We start from the raw sequence: 16,394 nt of genomic DNA, 5'->3' as shown, positions 1-16,394 counted from the left end.
TGATACCGTTTTTTACGCGTTTAGATAAATAATTATTATATAATATAATATAAACAAATGTTAAAACAACAGCAAATATAACTGATATTATAAGCAGTAATATCAATGAATAAAACAATTTCATATATACGACCTCATATTCCTAAAAATTCTTTGAAAAAATAGTAGTATGTCCTTGTAACATCAACAACCGCCCCGTTTTGCATGGTAACGATAAACTTTTGAGTAAAGCCGGGCTTTATACTTTTTATATGCTCGGTTGATATTATTACGGAATTACTTATACGAATAAATATCTCAGGATCAAGAAGTCCGGAAAGTGTTTTCAATCGTTCATTTATTCTGAATTCGCCTTCATCGGTATATGCTATAACTTCGTGAGCGAAACTCTCTATATGAGATATATCAGATGTTTTCAAACGATATATCTCTTCATTTCTTTTACCTATCAGATAGGAAATGCTTGCATTTCGTTCGGTCAGAATAAGATCTGCATTATCGCTTATTTCTATTCCAAGTCTGTTTAGTTCATCAGATATAGCTTCATAGTGTTCAGGATTTACAATAAGTTTTATTTTCAAATCATCACTTCCTAAAGTAACTGCACCATCAATTATAGCATATGAAAAAATGAAAGTCAATGTAATTTATAATCAATATCATGCAAGGTATGTTCGTATACCTGTAAGTTATGAAAAACGTGTTGTATTTCATGCCTATAATTATTATAATATAAAAAAGAAAGGAGCTGAGTTATATGGAACAATCAATCAAGATCAGCAATGTGAACAAGAAATACGGAAACAAGGAAATCCTGAAGGATGTTTCTTTTGAAGCACAGAAAGGCAGGATAACAGCTTTTCTCGGACCAAACGGTGCGGGTAAGAGCACAACTCTCAGAATTCTTCTCGGACTCGACAGCGCAGACAGCGGAACAGCATTTATAGGCGGGCAGAACTATGCAAAATGGAATGAACCGCTGAAAAAAATAGGTGCATCATTCGATGGCGTCGGCTCGCCTAACGACAGAACTGTATATCAGCATCTTCGCATCATATCCGTAAGCAATGGTATCCCTAAAAAGAGAATTGATGAGGTAATGGAAATAACAGGAATATCCCATAAGGCATCTTCTCAGGTGGGAAGCCTTTCTCTCGGTGAAGGACAGCGACTTGGCATAGCCGCTGCACTTATAGGTGATCCGCAGTTTCTTATATTTGATGAACCTACCAACGGACTTGACCCGAATGGTATAAGATGGTTCAGAGAATTTGTAAAGAAGCAGGCAAAGGACGGAAAGACCGTACTGCTTTCATCTCATATGCTTTCAGAGGTCGAAGCTGTTACCAATGATGTAGTTATAATCAATCATGGAAAGATCGTAACCAAAGGAACACTCGATACCGTAATGAAGGATATCTCTTCACTTGAAGACCTGTTCTTCAATCTTACAGATGAGGGGAACTGCTGATGAAAAACTTTGTGAATAATCTGTACAGCGAGCTGCTGAAGCTCTGCTATACAAAGGTATGCAAAATAGTCACACTGCTCGTAATAGCAGCACAAAGTATGCTGGCATATATATCTGCAAAACAGACACTTTCCGTCGGACTCGATGCAGTACCAACCGAAACCAATCAGCTTGCAGAGCCTATGCCTCCTTTAGAATACATGGGCTTTGATGTAGTAATGTTTGCAACTATCCCGATGATAGTTCTCGGTGCTTTATTCGGTGCATCAGAATTCAAGCTGCACAGCCTGAGAACCTCCCTTCTTTCCTTCGGAAGCAAAAGAAATCTTTTTGTATCAAAATCACTGGCAGTAACAATCATATCATTTTTCATTTCTCTTATATCAACTACACTTACAATTACAATCACACACTTTACTTTCGGTGATCAGGGACTGAAGCCGCTTGTGTTTAACGCTACGGTATGGAAATTCATACTGTTCTCAACGGTATCACTGACGCTTCTGACTGTATTATCATACGCTATCGCATTCCTGTGCCGAACAGCGGTAGTGCCGCTTCTTTTCCTTATCATACAGGCATATAATGTTGGAAATATGCTTGCAGAGAAATTTGAAGTGTGCAAATACCTGCCTGTATCACTTTCAAACGGACTTATCCCAACCTCTGAAAGTGTACTTTCGGGAATGCCGATGAAAAATATAATATGCCTGCTTTGCTGGACGCTGTTCTTCGTTTCCGCAGGCTATATTTTATTCCGCAAAATCGACCTGCAAGGAGAATATTAAATGCTGCTTCAGTATTATAAATGTGAACAAAAGAAGTTTTTATATCAGAAATGGAATGTAATAGTAATGCTTGGTTTGCTTGTGTTTGTTCCCGTAATGGCAATAACCCTTGATTCATATACGGGCGGAACAGGCGTTACGCTGACCAAGAGCAAACTGATAGAAGGCTTTTATCTTGGTCAGGCAGGCTATGCTGTATTAACTGCACTGTACTTTGGATATGAATATCAAAAATCAGCATTAAGAACCAGTTTACTGAGTACTCCAAAAAGGGGTATGTTCCTTACAGCAAAATTATTATGCATATTAACATGGTCAGTGATCCTGTTATTGGCTAACACCATTTTTTCATTAGCAGCCATAGCAATGTCATCAAGCGAAAACTTAGGTATCGGTGAGGCTCTGAGCCTCCTTCTGCCGGACTATTTATCAACACTTGAAATAGTTATTATAACGAGTGCACTTGTAATACTTACACGTTCTATGATCGTTTCAATGGCAATAATGGTATCACTTGTCCTTGGACTGGGAAATTTACTGCTCCAGTACAGTTCCGAAATGAAATATCTTCCTGTTTTATCTACAATGAATTCGTTCTTTGTAGTAAGAGTCCCCCAGTATCTTGCAATAAATGAAGGTACAGCTGTTCAGGCTCTATGGGGCGCAGCATTATTGATGATAGCATTTCTTGTATTTAACAGAAGATATGTCAGATAAACAGATATAAAAACAATAAGTCCCTGCAAATGCAGGGACTTTCTGTATTTTTACTTCTTTCTCTTTTTGAATGAAATGATTGATAATGCTGATGCAGCAAAGCCTGCTGTAATAATTCCCGCACTGCCCTTGTCTCCTGTCTGAGGAGAGTTGCTTTTGGCGGTTGCAGCCTTTGTTGTGGTCGCAGCTTTTGCTGTGGTTTTAGTTGCCTGCTGTGTTGTTTCCGCATCAAGCGCAACGAATTTGATGTTATTATCTTTAGCATGTTTTTCAGCTTCTGAACCCTTATATCCATAGATAGTCAGGTTAGTACAGCCCGAAAATACACTTTCATGGATATATGATACGTTTTTGGGAATGACTATTTTAGTCATATCAGTACAGTCCTTAAAGGCATTATCCAAAATATCAGTAACATTATCAGGGATTGTTATTGATGTCAGACCTGTACAGCCTTCAAAAGTTTCCAGACCAACTGCAAGCAGACTGCTCGGAAGAGTTACAGAAGTCAAGCCTGTACAGCCTTTTAAAGTTCCGTAAGCAAAATATTTGATACCTTCAGGAAGTTTTACAGAAGTCAGCCCTGTGCAGTCCTCAAAAATATCATGTCCCATTTCCAAAACAGAGTCAGGGATAGTCACAGAGGTGAGACCGGTGCAGCCTGAAAAAGCTCTGTTTTCAATTAAACCAACACTATCAGGGATAGTTACAGAGGTCATACCAGTACAGCCTAAAAAAGCATCGCCGCCGATACACTTGATACCGTCAGGAATAACTATTGATGTGTTGTCAGGCATTGTTCCTTTATATTTATATACTGTCTTTCCGAGTAATATCATTCCGTCAGGCTGATCGTCGTACCACTTGGTATTTGTAAACGCATCGGGCATAACATACTCCAGACCGTCAGGAATATTGATGGATTCCAATGCAGTACAGTTTTTAAAAGCTTCATAATCAATGTACTTGATGCTGTCAGGCAGTGTAACTGATTTTAAGCTGCTGCAATCCATGAAAAGGCTGTGTGATATCTCTTCAACGCCCTCGGGAATTGTTATGGACGTTAAGCCTGTACATTTCTCAAAAGCCGACATTGAGATTTTTGTGATACCGTCAGGTATAGTGATCGAAGTTACATCAGCGCGATTATAGAATGAATTGCCTGATATTCCTGTAACTTTTTTGCCGTTGATCTCGGAAGGTATCACAACTTCTGTGGCAGTTCCTGTATACCTGCCGATATATGTATCATCATTTTCTGTTACTTTATACTCAAATGATGTGTTTTCGTCAACCTCATATGTTCCCTGTTCAACGATCGTAACTGCTGTAATTGCTGAGCATCTGTCATTAACGGTATTATTGAACATACAGCATGAACCGACAATAGCCAGAGACATTATAAAAGGAATTGCTTTCTTCATTTTCATAAAACTACTCCACCCTTATTATTTATTAGCATATCAGATTTTGTATATTTTCAGATCTCATGGGAAATATACTGATATACTCATACTACAATTTTTTTCATACATAATCAAGTCTTTTCTTGCTTACTGTAAACAGCTTTATTACTGAACGGTAAGTGTATAAACAGCAGGTACTCCCTGTAACCCAGGAGCACCTGCTGTATTTTTATATTATCTGAGATAAGTGTTTGTAAATTCAACGCTGAAGTTATCACTTATATTTGCAGTTTCTGGATATTCAATAAAGATATGCCATTCAGCCATATCACACGTACCGACTTCCGGTACAGTACGGTTGATTGTTACGGATCTGTTTGTTACCGAAGTAACACCGTGGCTTACAGAGCCGCTGGATTCCTCAAGCAGAACTATCATAAGCTTGTGGGAATTGAACCAGTTATCGTTGTATTTCTCAACAGCATCATTGAATTCGGCTGACTTCATATAATATTTGTCCTTGTGAGACTCAATATATTCTTTCAGCTCCGTCAACATAACCGTTGGTACGTACATACTGTGCTTCGATACCGTATGTTACAGGCTTATCGAGCTGATGCACTTCAATAAGCTTCTTTCTCATAGATACAAGGTCAAATACATCAATGACATCGTCCTCGCATATATCAACTGCCTTCAAGTCCGAAAGCTCGGTATCTGACGAAGCAGCGAGCCATTTCTGCAATGTTACAATATCGGCTATGCCAAAGCTGCCGTCGCCGTTTGCATCGCCCATACATTTCCACTCGATCTTCTGACCGCTGTAGCCGCTCTTCGGTACAGTCACCTGCAATGCCCAGAGGTAATCGGTGTTGCAGATACCGAAATCCGTTGAAGGAGCGGTATAATAAACGGAAATATTATCCTTTGAGAATACGGTATCATTCAGTTCAATTTTGCGGGATGCAGTAGAGTCTATCATAAAGTTAAACAGCAGAACATTCTCCTTAAAGAAATCATCGTCATACTCTGAAAACAGCTTTTTCTGATATTCTTCGGTAATATAATGCGACAGATATTCCGTAAGCTCATTCTTTGAAGATACAGCCACAGGCTTAAAGCCACCGAACGCCTCTTCCACAAAAAGTCCTTGCGTGATAGTTGATATCTTATCTACTGTATACTTCACCTTAACGGGTTCTTTTTTCTTTACTTTGAATATGATATCCGCGGTATTGTTTCCGTAATTCTTTACCTCTTTCGGATCTGTCTTTGAAAGCTCATAACCGTAAGGCAGATACTCCTCATTTATATCAAGCTTCTCCCACTCTGAGGTTATAACGTCCCAGTAATATGGATTGCTGCCTTCAATATACTTCATGGTGTTGCCGAAAAGCTCCAATACCGTTCCGTAGGGTATTTCTATAGGCTCGCCCGTATCCTCGTCGATAACGCTGATGCGTTTGAGATCGTAATTCAGTATCTCTTCATTCTGCCATACAGCATCTGCTTCCTTGTATTCCTCTTTCGGAACTGTAAGCTTCAATATATCGAAACATGATGTTCTCATACGCTGTGCATTGATAACGGAAGTAAAATCTATAACGAGCTTGCCGTCCTTATACTGTACGCCTTTCAGTCCGTGCTTGAAGATACGTCCCTGATACGGGTCGAGGTAGGTATTCAGCATCAGCACATTATTCTCGAAAAAGCTGTCGCTGTACTGAGAAACGAACTTATCAAGCGGCTTCTCATTAAGATAAGTTTTAAGGAAGGCTTTGAGCTCATCTTTAGATGTAATGACAGCCGACTTTGACTCCGCAAATTTATTATAGATACTGTATGATGAAACGGTAAGGTCGCCTGAATAAATACTGTACTGAGAGACTGAAAAGTCAGCCTCGTTTACATATGAATCATTGAGGGTCACTTTCTTTGCACCGTCAGTTACAGTACAATCGGCAATAAGAGTTTTTTCAACTTCGACCTCTCCGTAATCATAGGACGGAGCATAGTTATAGACTATCTTTGCACTGCCGTCCTTTTCAGCCTTGTATACCTGTAATTCGTTTATACTTCCGCCGTCAAGCGTCACGGCTGTTTTCCTGCTGCAATCCTCCGTGCGGTAATGCCGCAAGTTTGACGAATTATCACCGGCTTCCAGCCATTTGTAGGGCGTTCCTGCTGAATAATCAAGGCAGAACACAACGAATTCGTCCTTTGCGGATACAGAACCGTTTTTGTTCTTATAGTCCTTGTATTCCGTTATACAGTCAGGAAGCCAGCTGTAAATATCAGTCTCCGTGATGTTTTTACCTTCATCAATATCAAAGGAATAATAAGCCACAGCGTGATTGTAGCCGAGATCAAGCTCCGATGATTTCAGCCATGTATCAACGAGCGCAGCTTCAAATTTTCCCTGTTTCTGCGGCTCGGAATATACAGCGACTTCATACCATGTATCGCTGTCGGAAGAAGAGTATACTGTACGCTTCAGTTCCTTCATAATGCCTTCTGTAGTCCTGATATCATAACGTGGGATATCATCTTCGGATACCTTGCCAGCCTTTTCGCTGAATACGATGCAGACAAAACCGTCCTGAATATGAGTAGCGCCGTAGGTATTGCGAAATTCCAGTGCCGTACCAAAATCGCTCGGTATCCATTGGGGAAGTGCAGCTTTTACAGTCTGTTCCTCAGCAGCTGCACTTAAAGGTGCGGATAATGATACATTGCCTGATGAAAACGGGATAACCGCTGTTGCAGCTGCGATAAAAGCCGCCGCTGATCTTTTTAACTTCATTGTGTTCACCTGCCATTCTTCAGATTTGCAGAACATCTCTGCCTGTCCACATTATAACACGGTTCCTCCGTGAAATCAAGCATTTCAGCCATTGTTCACATATTTGTAAAACAACGCAGCTGCGGCATGAGTCCCACTTGAATTTATTAAGCATTAATGGTACAATCATTATAGGCAAACGAATAAAAACACGTTATTTCCGATGAAATATCCATTTAAGGATTATTTAATAATTCCCATGCTAAGATATAATCACAGAAAGCGAGGGGTTAATATGTATCTGAGAATACTAAAGAGAGATCTTAAAAGAAAAAAGACCATGAATGTCATACTTCTGATGTTTGTCATACTTGCGACCATGTTTGCCGCAAGCAGTGTCAACAACATAATGTCGGTAATAAACGGTCTTGACAATTATTTTGAAAAAGCAAACCTGAGCGACCACTTCATCATCAACGTCAGCGACAACGGTGACGAGATAGCTGATATGATAGCACAGAAATCCTCGGTAAAGGATTTCCGCAGAGAGGATCAGTTTTTCTTTGATGACAAGGGCGTTACCCGAAACGGAAAAAAGCTTATAGAACAGTCAAGCACTTTCCTTGCTCTTTCAATTGATAATGCGCAGATCAATTACTTCAACAGTGATAATGAGATCATTACAGAAGTAAAAGAAGGAACGGCTTACTTTACAAGCACTCTTGCAAGCAGTTCAAATCTTGAGATCGGTGACAAATTCGATGTAAAAATAGGCAATACCCAGCTGACATTTTCATATGCAGGCATTGCAAAGGACGCTTTCCTCGGTTCGGAAATGATGGGCAATTCCCGTATACTTATGAACAGCAGCGATTACGCAAAAATAGCCGCAGACGAAAAGGCTTCCGAAAACAATCAGGCGCAGATATTTTACATCAACGGCTATGATAAGAAGGCACTTGCCTCTGACCTTTCAGACCTGCCAAACGTACAGTTCAATAAAGATCAGACTCTCGTCAGAACTTCATACATCATGAACAGTATCGTAGCAGGACTGCTTCTCATAGTAAGCATCTGCCTGCTGATAGTCTCATTCGTAACTCTGAGATTTACCATAAGCTTCACCATAAACGAGGATTTCCGCGAAATAGGCGTAATGAAGGCGCTCGGACTGAGAAACAATTCCGTCCGCGGTCTGTACCTTGTAAAATATTTCGGCATCGCAGTCATCGGCGCAGTTATCGGTTTTGCGCTCAGCCTGCCTTTCGGAAATATGCTCCTTAAAAAGGTCAGCGACAATATGGTGCTTGCAAACGGTAATCCCATTCTTGTAGGTATCATATGCAGCCTTGCAGTTATCGCAATAATCCTTCTCTTCTGCTGGAGCTGTACAAAAAAGATAAAGAAGCTCTCACCTATAGACGCAGTAAGAAGCGGTCAGACAGGAGAAAGATTCAGGAAAAAGGGGGTATTCCGTCTTGAAAAGTCAAAGCTGGGCACTACAGGCTTCCTTGCAGTAAACGATGTATTCAGCAGTCCTAAGCAGTTCTGCATAATGACATCTATATTTACTGTATGTCTGCTGCTTATAATGAGCCTTGCAAACACAGCAAATACACTTGGAAGTGAAAAGCTTATGCCTACACTGTGCGCTACTCCAAGTGATGCATATATAACCGATACGGAAATGATATCAAGGCTCATGACAGGTGAGAGTACATACAGCGAGCTCGAAAACGAAATAGAAGATAAGCTTGCAGAAAACAATATGCCGGGAAAAGTTCATTCAGAAACGCTTCTCTTCCCGCTGATGGAAGCTAACGGCAAAAAAGCAACAGCTGCATTCATGTACTGCAAGGACACAAAGGCATCGGATTACACATACTCCGAGGGATATGCTCCGAAATACGAGAACGAGATAGCTCTCACAAAACAGCTTGCCGACAAAGTAGACGTCGGCATCGGCGACAAGGTAAATATCACTCTTGATGGTGAAACAAAAGAATATATTGTCTCGGCATTTTTCCAGAGCATGGTACAGCTCGGCGAAACAGGAAGATTCTGCGAAAACGCATATATTCCCGAAAGTGCTGTCAAAAACGTAATGGGCTTCCAGATAGACTTTGACGACCACCCAGATAATGCAGAGACAGAAAAACGCATCGAAAAAATGAAGGATATATTCAACACCAAATACGTTGATGATTCTGACGGATTTGTAAGTGCTTGTATAGGCAAAGATGTAACGAACACCTTAAACAGCGTAAAGCTTCTTGTTATCGTAATAACTGCTATAATAATCATAATGATATCCGTACTTATGGAGCGTTCGCTCATCTCAAAGGAAAAGCCCGAGATCGCACTTATGAAGGCTATGGGCTTCAATACACGCTCTGTGATCACTCAGCACACCCTCAGATTTGTTATAGTTGCCATTGCAGCTTCGGTAATTTCCGCTGTACTCAGCCTGCCTGTGACAAAGCTTTGCATCGATCCCGTGTTCAGTATAATGGGTGCATTGAACGGCGTGGATTACAACCTAAAGCCTGTTGAGATATACGCTGTATATCCGATGATAGTTATTATATCCACAATAGCAGGAGCTTTCATAACAGCTCTTTACATGAAAACCATAAAGGCTTCGGATACTTCCGATATTGAATAAAAAGGAGATATGAGTTATGAATACAACTATTCTTGATGTAAAGGACCTCTGCAAAACATACATCATAAACAAAAGGCAGAACAATGTTCTGAGAAATGTCAGCTTCCATATTGATAAGGGGGAAATGGTAGCTGTCATGGGTCCGTCGGGTTCGGGCAAATCAACTCTGCTTTACACAGTGTCGGGCATGGATAAAATGACCGCAGGCAGCGTAAATTTCTGCGGCAAAAACCTTGCCGATATGAGCGAGAACGATCTTGCGGAAATGCGCCTTGATGATATGGGATTTATTTTCCAGCAGATGTATATGATGAAAAATCTCTCTATCATCGACAATATTATCCTGCCTGCCGTAAAGTCCAGAAAGAACAAGGAGAACCGCAGGGACATCACAAAGCGCGGCAAGGAGCTCATGCACAAGCTTGGCATAAGCGAGATCGGTGATAACGATATCAACGAGGTATCGGGCGGTCAGCTCCAGAGAGCCTGCATATGCCGCAGCATGATAAACGACCCCGATATGATATTCGCCGATGAGCCAACAGGCGCTCTCAACCGTACTGCCTCAGATGAGGTAATGAACGAGCTTACAAAGCTCAACGATAACGGTACTACCGTAATGCTGGTAACTCACGATGCAAAGGTAGCTGCAAAGTGTTCAAGGGTACTTTTCATAGTTGACGGAAATATCAAGGGAGAGTATAATATAAACAGAGCACTTTCACTGCATGAACGTGAACGCGGTCTCAATAACTGGCTTCAGGAAATGGGTTGGTAAAATGGTAGATATACTTATCGTGGAGGATAATAAAGAGCTTTGCGATCTGCTCTGCGAATTCCTGCGTTTGGAAAATTATACAGTAAGCACAGCTCATTCAGCTGAAAAAGCCTTGTCCCTGTTTGAAAAATACGGGGCAAGGCTTGTCCTGCTTGATATAATGCTTCCCGAAATGGACGGCTTTGCCGTATGCAAGCGAATAAGAGAAAAGGATAATACTCCCATAATCATTCTTACCGCAAGAACAGACAAGGAGGACAAGCTCAACGGCATACTTCTCGGAGCTGACGACTATATCGAAAAGCCTTACGATATAGATATCCTTATAGCCAAGATAAAGGGCATTTTCAGGCGCAGACTTGCTATCGACAAGCTTACGGACGGCGATATCACCCTTGACCTTGCGGAAGGTACTGCGGAAAAGGGCGAAGTCCCTGTTAATATGACTGCAAAGGAGTTCGAGCTCCTTCACCTGCTCATTGCAAACAAGGGACAGACTCTCAACAAGGATTTCATATTCAACAGGATATGGGGCTCGGACAGCGAATCCGAACCTCAGACCCTTACTGTACATATCAAATGGCTGAGACAAAAGATAGAGGAAGACCCGAAAGAGCCCAAGAAGATACTTACCGTATGGGGCAAGGGCTATCGCTGGGAGGGCTGACATGAAAAGCTTCGACAAGATAATAGCTGTTTTTATCGTCATTATGACTGCATTTTTTATTACTGTAAATGTAGTTCTGCTGAAACAGAATACATCTTCTGTGCCGCTTTATAAAGTCGAAGCTAACCGCATCGAACAGGAGCTTCTCAGCGGCAAACAGGTCAGTGCGGACGATTACCCGAATATACTCGGAATATATGAATTCAGCGGCGATAACAGCTTTTATGCCTCGGAAAATGAATACTTCATCAAAGAGATAAACAACAAGCTGTACCGCATCGAATATAATGACAAGCCCAAGAAAAGCAACAGGCTTCTCATTACTTTGGATATTGTTCTTGCAGCTTTCACGCTGCTGATGCTTGCTGTGTTTTTGTACATCAGAAAAAAACTGCTGAAGCCCTTCAACGAACTCAGCAGCCTGCCTGAACAGCTTTCAAAGCGAAATCTCGTTATTCCGCTGAAAGAGCACAAAAGCAGGTTTTTCGGCAAATTCATATGGGGACTTGATATGCTTCGTGAGGAGCTTGAGCACTCCCGTCAGAAAAGTCTTGAATATGCAAAGAACGAAAAGACATTTCTTCTTTCACTGTCACATGATATAAAAACCCCGCTTTCCGCCATAAAGCTCTATTCAAAGGCTCTTTCAAAGGGGATATATTCCTCACCCGAAAAGCAGGCAGACGCTGCTGAAAGCATAAACGAAAAAGCCGATGAAATAGAAAGGATAGTCAACGAGCTTTCAAGCAATCTCAGCGGTGAGGTCATTGACTTTGATGTGCGCTGCTCCGAATTCTATCTGGCAGATGTCATAAACAGAATAAAAAAATACTACAGCGATAAGCTGTCCGTCATAGGTACGTCGTTCAGTATAGACGAATACAGCAACTGTATGCTTCACGGCGACGCCGACAGACTGGAAGAGGTATTGCAGAATATCATCGAAAACGCCATGAAGTACGGGGACGGCAGCAGCATATCTGTGAGCTTCTCTGATGAAGAGGACTGCCGTCTTATAACTGTTACAAATACAGGCTGTACTCTTCCCGATAAGGAACTGCCGCATATTTTCGACAGCTTCTGGCGCGGCTCGAATACAGGCTCTCAGCAGGGCAGCGGACTTGGACTGTACATATGCCGCAGACTCATGGAGCTTATGGGCGGAAGTATTTACGCCGAGATATCCTCGGGCTGTATGAACATAACAGCCGTATGTCCAAAACAAACATGATATGGTTACATAGAAAAATCCCCGATTTTACTGTGATGTTTATATAGAAGCTTTTATACCGATTATTGAGAGCCCCCCTTTTGAAAAGGGATGCAGCATACTCTTATCGCAGTAAAGAGCAATCAAACTGAATAGGACAAAAGACGATACTGATTTATGACAAGTATCGTCTTTTTTTGAAGCTTTCTTAGTTTTTTTCAAAAACCACTTGACAAAGTGTAACACAGCTGATATAATTGTATAAAAGGTAGTTATACAATTTAGACTTTGCTGTCCGGAAAGCAGGTAAAGTTATATAACCACAAGGAGTGTACACTAAAAATGAATATCAACATCAGCAACTCTTCTGGCGAGCCTATCTATATACAGATAGCAAACCAGATAAAGACTATGATACTGGAGGGAAAACTCAAAGAGGGCGAAGCTCTGCCCTCTATGCGAATACTCGCAACTGAGCTCCGTATCAGTTTTATGACAACTAAACGCGCATATGAGGAGCTTGAACGTGACGGCTTTATTGAAAGCTATACGGGAAAGGGATCTTTCGTAAAGGCGCAGAATCTTGAGCTTTATCGTGAAGAACAGATCAAGCGTATAGAATCTCTGCTCATGGAGGCAGGCGATTCAGCACGCAAGATAGGCGTTACAATGGAGGAGCTTCATGAATTGCTCGACCTTGTTAACGGAGGGGAATAATATGAATGACTATGAAAACGCTGTTGAGATCAAGGGCGTTACTAAAAAATATGACGGATTTACGCTGGATAATATAAGCTTTGATATACCCAAGGGCTGTATCATGGGATTTATCGGGCAGAACGGCGCAGGTAAAACTACAACTATCCGCAGCCTGCTGCACATCACCGATATTGACGGCGGAGAGATACGCTTGCTTGGTCTTGACCATATCAAGGACGAAACGACGATAAAAAAGCGTATCGCTGTAGTATTTGACGAGCTGCCATTTCACGATATATTCAACGCAAGGGATATGTCACGAATATTCGAGGGTATGTACCCCGAATGGGATAATGCCGCATATTTAAAGTATATTGAGCGTTTTCAGCTCCCCGAGAAAAAGAAGATAGGACAGTTCTCCAAGGGTATGAAAATGAAATTGCAGATAGCCTGTGCGCTTTCCCACAATGCAGAGCTGCTTGTCATGGACGAAGCGACTACAGGACTTGACCCTGTCGTGCGTGACGAGATACTGCATATCTTCATGGAGTATCTTCAAAACGGCGAACGTTCTATCCTGATGTCCTCACATATCACCTCAGACCTTGAAAAGATAGCCGATATGGTGACTTTCATCGACAAGGGCAAAATACTCCTCACGGGTTACAAGGACGAGATCATTGAGCGCCACGGTATACTCAAATGCGGCAAAGATAAGCTCGCAGAGATAGATACTGAAGATATAGTCAGCATACGCACAAACAGTTTCGGCGCAGAGATCATGGTGAATGACCGTGAGAATGCAGGCTGCAAATACCGTGACTGCGTGATCGACCCGGCAAAACTTGACGATATCATGCTCTACTATGTCCACAAGGACGAAAAGGAGTGGTCGTGATGAAACTCTATAAGTCGCTTATTTACAGGGAATTGAAGCTGACGCGCAGGCACTATCTTCTAATGCTGATACTGTTCCTGCTCATGCTGATCTGTATGCTCATACCTGTCATTCTTTCAGGTGATGAGGGAACTGACACAGCCGCGGACAGCTCAGGAGTGAATATGTTGGGTGTGATGGTGGCAATGGTCGGCGGAGCGGGAGCAGGTCTTGACAACGAACTTGGAAAGGCTGACATAAACTCCGGCTGGAGGCGCTACAGGATAGTTCTGCCGCCGACTGCCTTACAGTGCGCAGCTGCCGATATGCTCGTGAAGCTGATGTACGTTCTGGTGTTCGGCGTGCTGACAGTAGCGTTTTGTGTGCTGGTAAACGTTTTTTCCGGCAGCATGGACGTACTTGCTGTGATGAACCAATTCCTGATGCTTACGACAGCTTTCTCCCTTTTCAGCGTTGTTTACAACGGTATCCTGATGCTCGCAAAAGACGAGAAGGATATAAAAAAGTACGGCACTATCGCAAGTATTGCGGTCGTAGTCTTGTATATCCTGATCAGCAGGACGCTCGCTTCTTCCGGTATGGGAAGGCTGATCGAAAAGGCAAAGAAGCTTCTTGAAATAATGGGCACGGCTTCATTTACAGTTTTCACGCTTGCTTTATTTGTGTGTGTGTGTACAGCGTACTTCATCGTGCTGTGGAGAGCCTACGAAAGGAGGGAGCCGTAATGACGGGACTGGTATACAAGGAATGGAAGCATAACCGTTTTTTCATTCTGCTGATGATAGCTTGCGGCTTGCTGCCCTTCATAATGATACTCTACAACAGAGATATCGTCACCAATACGGATGAGATGTATAATTTCCGCATAATATGCACCGTTATCGCTTTCCTTGCAGCGGGAGGTATACAGACAATGGTGCTCATGGGCGATGACCGAAAGATATGGGGGTACTGGATCACCGCGACGCCGGAAGGCTACCGCGGTTTTATCCGAGTGAAATACGAAATGGTCTTTGCGATGATCGTGCTGTTCATAACGAGCCTGCAAACATTCGACAGGCTGTTCTGTGCGGCAGCCGCGGACAAGGGCTGGGAGCTGACCGGCTCGATATCGTCAGTTGCCGTCCCTCTCGCATTTTTGCAGATAATACTGCGTGCGACCGATATTCCGTTCGCGCTGAGATACGGCAACAAAAAGGGCGGTATCACCAAGCTCATCTATTCTATCGCGTTCGTCATCATAATATCGGTGCTGATACTGACTAATGCCGGAAATTTCAGCGTTATCCTGTACGAGTCCGGCGAAAAGCTGTTCACCGAGGATAATATCTCGCTGGCACTGGGTATCGTATGCATGATCGCGCTCACAGCTTACTACTTATCCTACCGTATTTCGTGCAGGGTCTATCTGAAAGGAGTGGAGCAGTATGACCACTAAAAAAGAGAATATCAAACGGCTCGGCATATATCTGCTTATCGTTGCTGCTTCCTCTGCAATGCCGTTTGTATACTTCAAGCTTATGAACGCTTCCCAAACGGGCTTTTTTATAGTGGCAGAGCTTTTTTGTGCAGCGCCGGCACTTGCAAATCTCATCACCCGAAAGCTCACAAAAGAGGGCTTCCGCAATATGAAGCTGCATCTGCATCTCACAGAAAATATCCGGTATTATCTGCTTGCATTTGCGCTGCCGCTCCTCTGTACAGCGCTGATGTATATTCCGGCAATCATCATCTGCGATCACAGCGAATGGCTCAGCGGCTTCACGCTCAACAATGTTGTGACAGCTGTCCTGATGCTGGCGGCACAGGGAGCAGTTATGTCCGCCGGACTCATCGGCGAGGAGCTCGGCTGGCGCGGATACATGAATCAGAAGCTTGAACCCCTTGTCGGCATAATCGGTACGGTACTGATCGGCGGTGCCGTCTGGAGTCTTTGGCATCTGCCATCGGATATGCAGGGCTATCTGGCGGGCAGGGAAACGCTTTCCGAGACGATGAAGTCTGTCGGCGGACGCCTGCTCATCATGCCCGGATACGCCGCTTTTTATCTGTGGTTGACAAAAAAGACGGATTCCGTCTGGCCGGCAGTTTTGGCACACGCAATGGGCAATGCGAGCCAGAGTGCGATCGCGGAACTGCTCGGGATGGGCAATATCCCCGAAGCTGCGTCTCTTCCATCATGGACGGATGTTTTGGAATATGTTCCTATGATCATAATTGCGATGTTTTTTGTGGTGCTGCTTCTGCGGGAAAAGAAGAAAATACCACAAACTGCATAACAGTGATAACGCTCTCAGCATAGGCTGAGAGCGT

Annotated in this window: 16 protein-coding genes; 12 read left to right on the top strand and 4 right to left on the bottom strand. The window is 42.7% G+C overall.

The features are described 5' to 3' along the window. Positions 1-134 precede the first annotated feature (134 nt). Entirely contained in the window at positions 135-581 is a 447-nt protein-coding gene (locus tag L870_RS0109075) for a LytTR family DNA-binding domain-containing protein (protein ID WP_028517891.1), read from the bottom strand. Positions 582-757: 176 nt separating this feature from the next. On the opposite strand from L870_RS0109075, the gene L870_RS0109070 reads away from it, so the two are divergent. The 3 genes from L870_RS0109070 to L870_RS0109060 are packed head-to-tail and all read left to right on the top strand — an operon-like array spanning position 758 to position 2,976. Beyond that, entirely contained in the window at positions 758-1,471 is a 714-nt protein-coding gene (locus L870_RS0109070; protein WP_028517890.1) for an ABC transporter ATP-binding protein, read from the top strand. Beyond that, on the top strand, positions 1,471-2,259 hold the full coding sequence (locus L870_RS0109065) for a hypothetical protein (RefSeq protein ID WP_028517889.1): 789 nt from the start codon (positions 1,471-1,473) through the stop codon (positions 2,257-2,259). Before L870_RS0109070 ends, L870_RS0109065 begins: the two co-directional genes overlap by 1 nt. Continuing rightward, entirely contained in the window at positions 2,260-2,976 is a 717-nt protein-coding gene (locus tag L870_RS0109060) for an ABC transporter permease (protein ID WP_028517888.1), read from the top strand. 50 nt (positions 2,977-3,026) lie between these two features. Here the strand turns inward: L870_RS0109060 and L870_RS0109055 are convergent, their stop codons facing one another. From L870_RS0109055 to L870_RS0109045, 3 genes are all read right to left on the bottom strand, one after another. Beyond that, the gene (locus tag L870_RS0109055; RefSeq protein WP_028517887.1) at positions 3,027-4,406 is read right to left on the bottom strand and encodes a leucine-rich repeat protein; all 1,380 of its coding nucleotides are present in this window, start codon (positions 4,404-4,406) and stop codon (positions 3,027-3,029) included. Positions 4,407-4,616: 210 nt separating this feature from the next. Next, entirely contained in the window at positions 4,617-4,889 is a 273-nt protein-coding gene (locus L870_RS0109050; RefSeq protein ID WP_028517886.1) for a hypothetical protein, read from the bottom strand. Between the two features lie 22 nt (positions 4,890-4,911). Next, positions 4,912-7,185, bottom strand: a complete 2,274-nt coding sequence (locus L870_RS0109045; RefSeq protein ID WP_155250167.1) for a dockerin type I repeat-containing protein — start codon at positions 7,183-7,185, stop codon at positions 4,912-4,914. 274 nt (positions 7,186-7,459) lie between these two features. Here L870_RS0109045 and L870_RS0109040 point away from each other — a divergent pair, with 274 nt between their 5' ends. From L870_RS0109040 to L870_RS0109000, 9 genes are all read left to right on the top strand, one after another. Then, complete coding sequence (locus L870_RS0109040) at positions 7,460-9,829, top strand: ABC transporter permease (RefSeq protein WP_028517884.1); 2,370 nt, start codon at positions 7,460-7,462, stop codon at positions 9,827-9,829. A 16-nt stretch (positions 9,830-9,845) separates the two neighbouring features. Further along, positions 9,846-10,607, top strand: coding sequence for an ABC transporter ATP-binding protein (locus L870_RS0109035; RefSeq protein WP_028517883.1), 762 nt, complete (start codon positions 9,846-9,848; stop codon positions 10,605-10,607). Between the two features lies 1 nt (position 10,608). After that, entirely contained in the window at positions 10,609-11,274 is a 666-nt protein-coding gene (locus tag L870_RS0109030) for a response regulator transcription factor (protein ID WP_028517882.1), read from the top strand. 1 nt (position 11,275) lies between these two features. Beyond that, positions 11,276-12,505, top strand: coding sequence for a sensor histidine kinase (locus tag L870_RS0109025; RefSeq protein ID WP_028517881.1), 1,230 nt, complete (start codon positions 11,276-11,278; stop codon positions 12,503-12,505). 321 nt (positions 12,506-12,826) lie between these two features. Next, positions 12,827-13,201 carry a GntR family transcriptional regulator gene (locus L870_RS0109020; protein ID WP_028517880.1) on the top strand — a complete coding sequence of 125 codons (375 nt, stop codon included), beginning with the start codon at positions 12,827-12,829 and terminating at the stop codon, positions 13,199-13,201. A 1-nt stretch (position 13,202) separates the two neighbouring features. Next, positions 13,203-14,081 carry an ABC transporter ATP-binding protein gene (locus L870_RS0109015; RefSeq protein WP_028517879.1) on the top strand — a complete coding sequence of 293 codons (879 nt, stop codon included), beginning with the start codon at positions 13,203-13,205 and terminating at the stop codon, positions 14,079-14,081. Continuing rightward, positions 14,081-14,806, top strand: coding sequence for an ABC-2 transporter permease (locus L870_RS0109010; RefSeq protein ID WP_028517878.1), 726 nt, complete (start codon positions 14,081-14,083; stop codon positions 14,804-14,806). The genes L870_RS0109015 and L870_RS0109010 overlap by 1 nt, the downstream gene beginning before the upstream one ends. Further along, positions 14,806-15,519 carry an ABC-2 transporter permease gene (locus L870_RS0109005; RefSeq protein ID WP_028517877.1) on the top strand — a complete coding sequence of 238 codons (714 nt, stop codon included), beginning with the start codon at positions 14,806-14,808 and terminating at the stop codon, positions 15,517-15,519. The genes L870_RS0109010 and L870_RS0109005 overlap by 1 nt, the downstream gene beginning before the upstream one ends. Beyond that, positions 15,509-16,360: a CPBP family intramembrane glutamic endopeptidase gene (locus tag L870_RS0109000; RefSeq protein ID WP_028517876.1), complete on the top strand. Its 852-nt coding sequence runs from the start codon at positions 15,509-15,511 to the stop codon at positions 16,358-16,360. Before L870_RS0109005 ends, L870_RS0109000 begins: the two co-directional genes overlap by 11 nt. Positions 16,361-16,394 lie beyond the last annotated feature (34 nt).

It is taken from the genome of Ruminococcus flavefaciens ATCC 19208 (assembly GCF_000518765.1).
In the GTDB taxonomy this organism is placed as follows: domain Bacteria; phylum Bacillota; class Clostridia; order Oscillospirales; family Ruminococcaceae; genus Ruminococcus; species Ruminococcus flavefaciens.
The sequence above is the reverse complement of the archived record's forward strand: the minus strand, read 5'-3'. Positions and strand labels throughout refer to the sequence as shown.

What these genes read in the sequence shown, in the direction of transcription:
- L870_RS0109025 (WP_028517881.1), top strand. Translation starts at nt 11,276, where the DNA reads ATGAAAAGCTTCGACAAGATAATAGCTGTTTTTATCGTCATTATGACT.
- L870_RS0109065 (WP_028517889.1), top strand. Translation starts at nt 1,471, where the DNA reads ATGAAAAACTTTGTGAATAATCTGTACAGCGAGCTGCTGAAGCTCTGC.
- L870_RS0109030 (WP_028517882.1), top strand. Translation starts at nt 10,609, where the DNA reads ATGGTAGATATACTTATCGTGGAGGATAATAAAGAGCTTTGCGATCTG.
- L870_RS0109045 (WP_155250167.1), bottom strand. Translation starts at nt 7,185, where the DNA reads ATGAAGTTAAAAAGATCAGCGGCGGCTTTTATCGCAGCTGCAACAGCG.
- L870_RS0109005 (WP_028517877.1), top strand. Translation starts at nt 14,806, where the DNA reads ATGACGGGACTGGTATACAAGGAATGGAAGCATAACCGTTTTTTCATT.
- L870_RS0109040 (WP_028517884.1), top strand. Translation starts at nt 7,460, where the DNA reads ATGTATCTGAGAATACTAAAGAGAGATCTTAAAAGAAAAAAGACCATG.
- L870_RS0109010 (WP_028517878.1), top strand. Translation starts at nt 14,081, where the DNA reads ATGAAACTCTATAAGTCGCTTATTTACAGGGAATTGAAGCTGACGCGC.
- L870_RS0109060 (WP_028517888.1), top strand. Translation starts at nt 2,260, where the DNA reads ATGCTGCTTCAGTATTATAAATGTGAACAAAAGAAGTTTTTATATCAG.
- L870_RS0109050 (WP_028517886.1), bottom strand. Translation starts at nt 4,889, where the DNA reads ATGAAGTCAGCCGAATTCAATGATGCTGTTGAGAAATACAACGATAAC.
- L870_RS0109035 (WP_028517883.1), top strand. Translation starts at nt 9,846, where the DNA reads ATGAATACAACTATTCTTGATGTAAAGGACCTCTGCAAAACATACATC.
- L870_RS0109020 (WP_028517880.1), top strand. Translation starts at nt 12,827, where the DNA reads ATGAATATCAACATCAGCAACTCTTCTGGCGAGCCTATCTATATACAG.
- L870_RS0109000 (WP_028517876.1), top strand. Translation starts at nt 15,509, where the DNA reads ATGACCACTAAAAAAGAGAATATCAAACGGCTCGGCATATATCTGCTT.
- L870_RS0109070 (WP_028517890.1), top strand. Translation starts at nt 758, where the DNA reads ATGGAACAATCAATCAAGATCAGCAATGTGAACAAGAAATACGGAAAC.
- L870_RS0109055 (WP_028517887.1), bottom strand. Translation starts at nt 4,406, where the DNA reads ATGAAAATGAAGAAAGCAATTCCTTTTATAATGTCTCTGGCTATTGTC.
- L870_RS0109015 (WP_028517879.1), top strand. Translation starts at nt 13,203, where the DNA reads ATGAATGACTATGAAAACGCTGTTGAGATCAAGGGCGTTACTAAAAAA.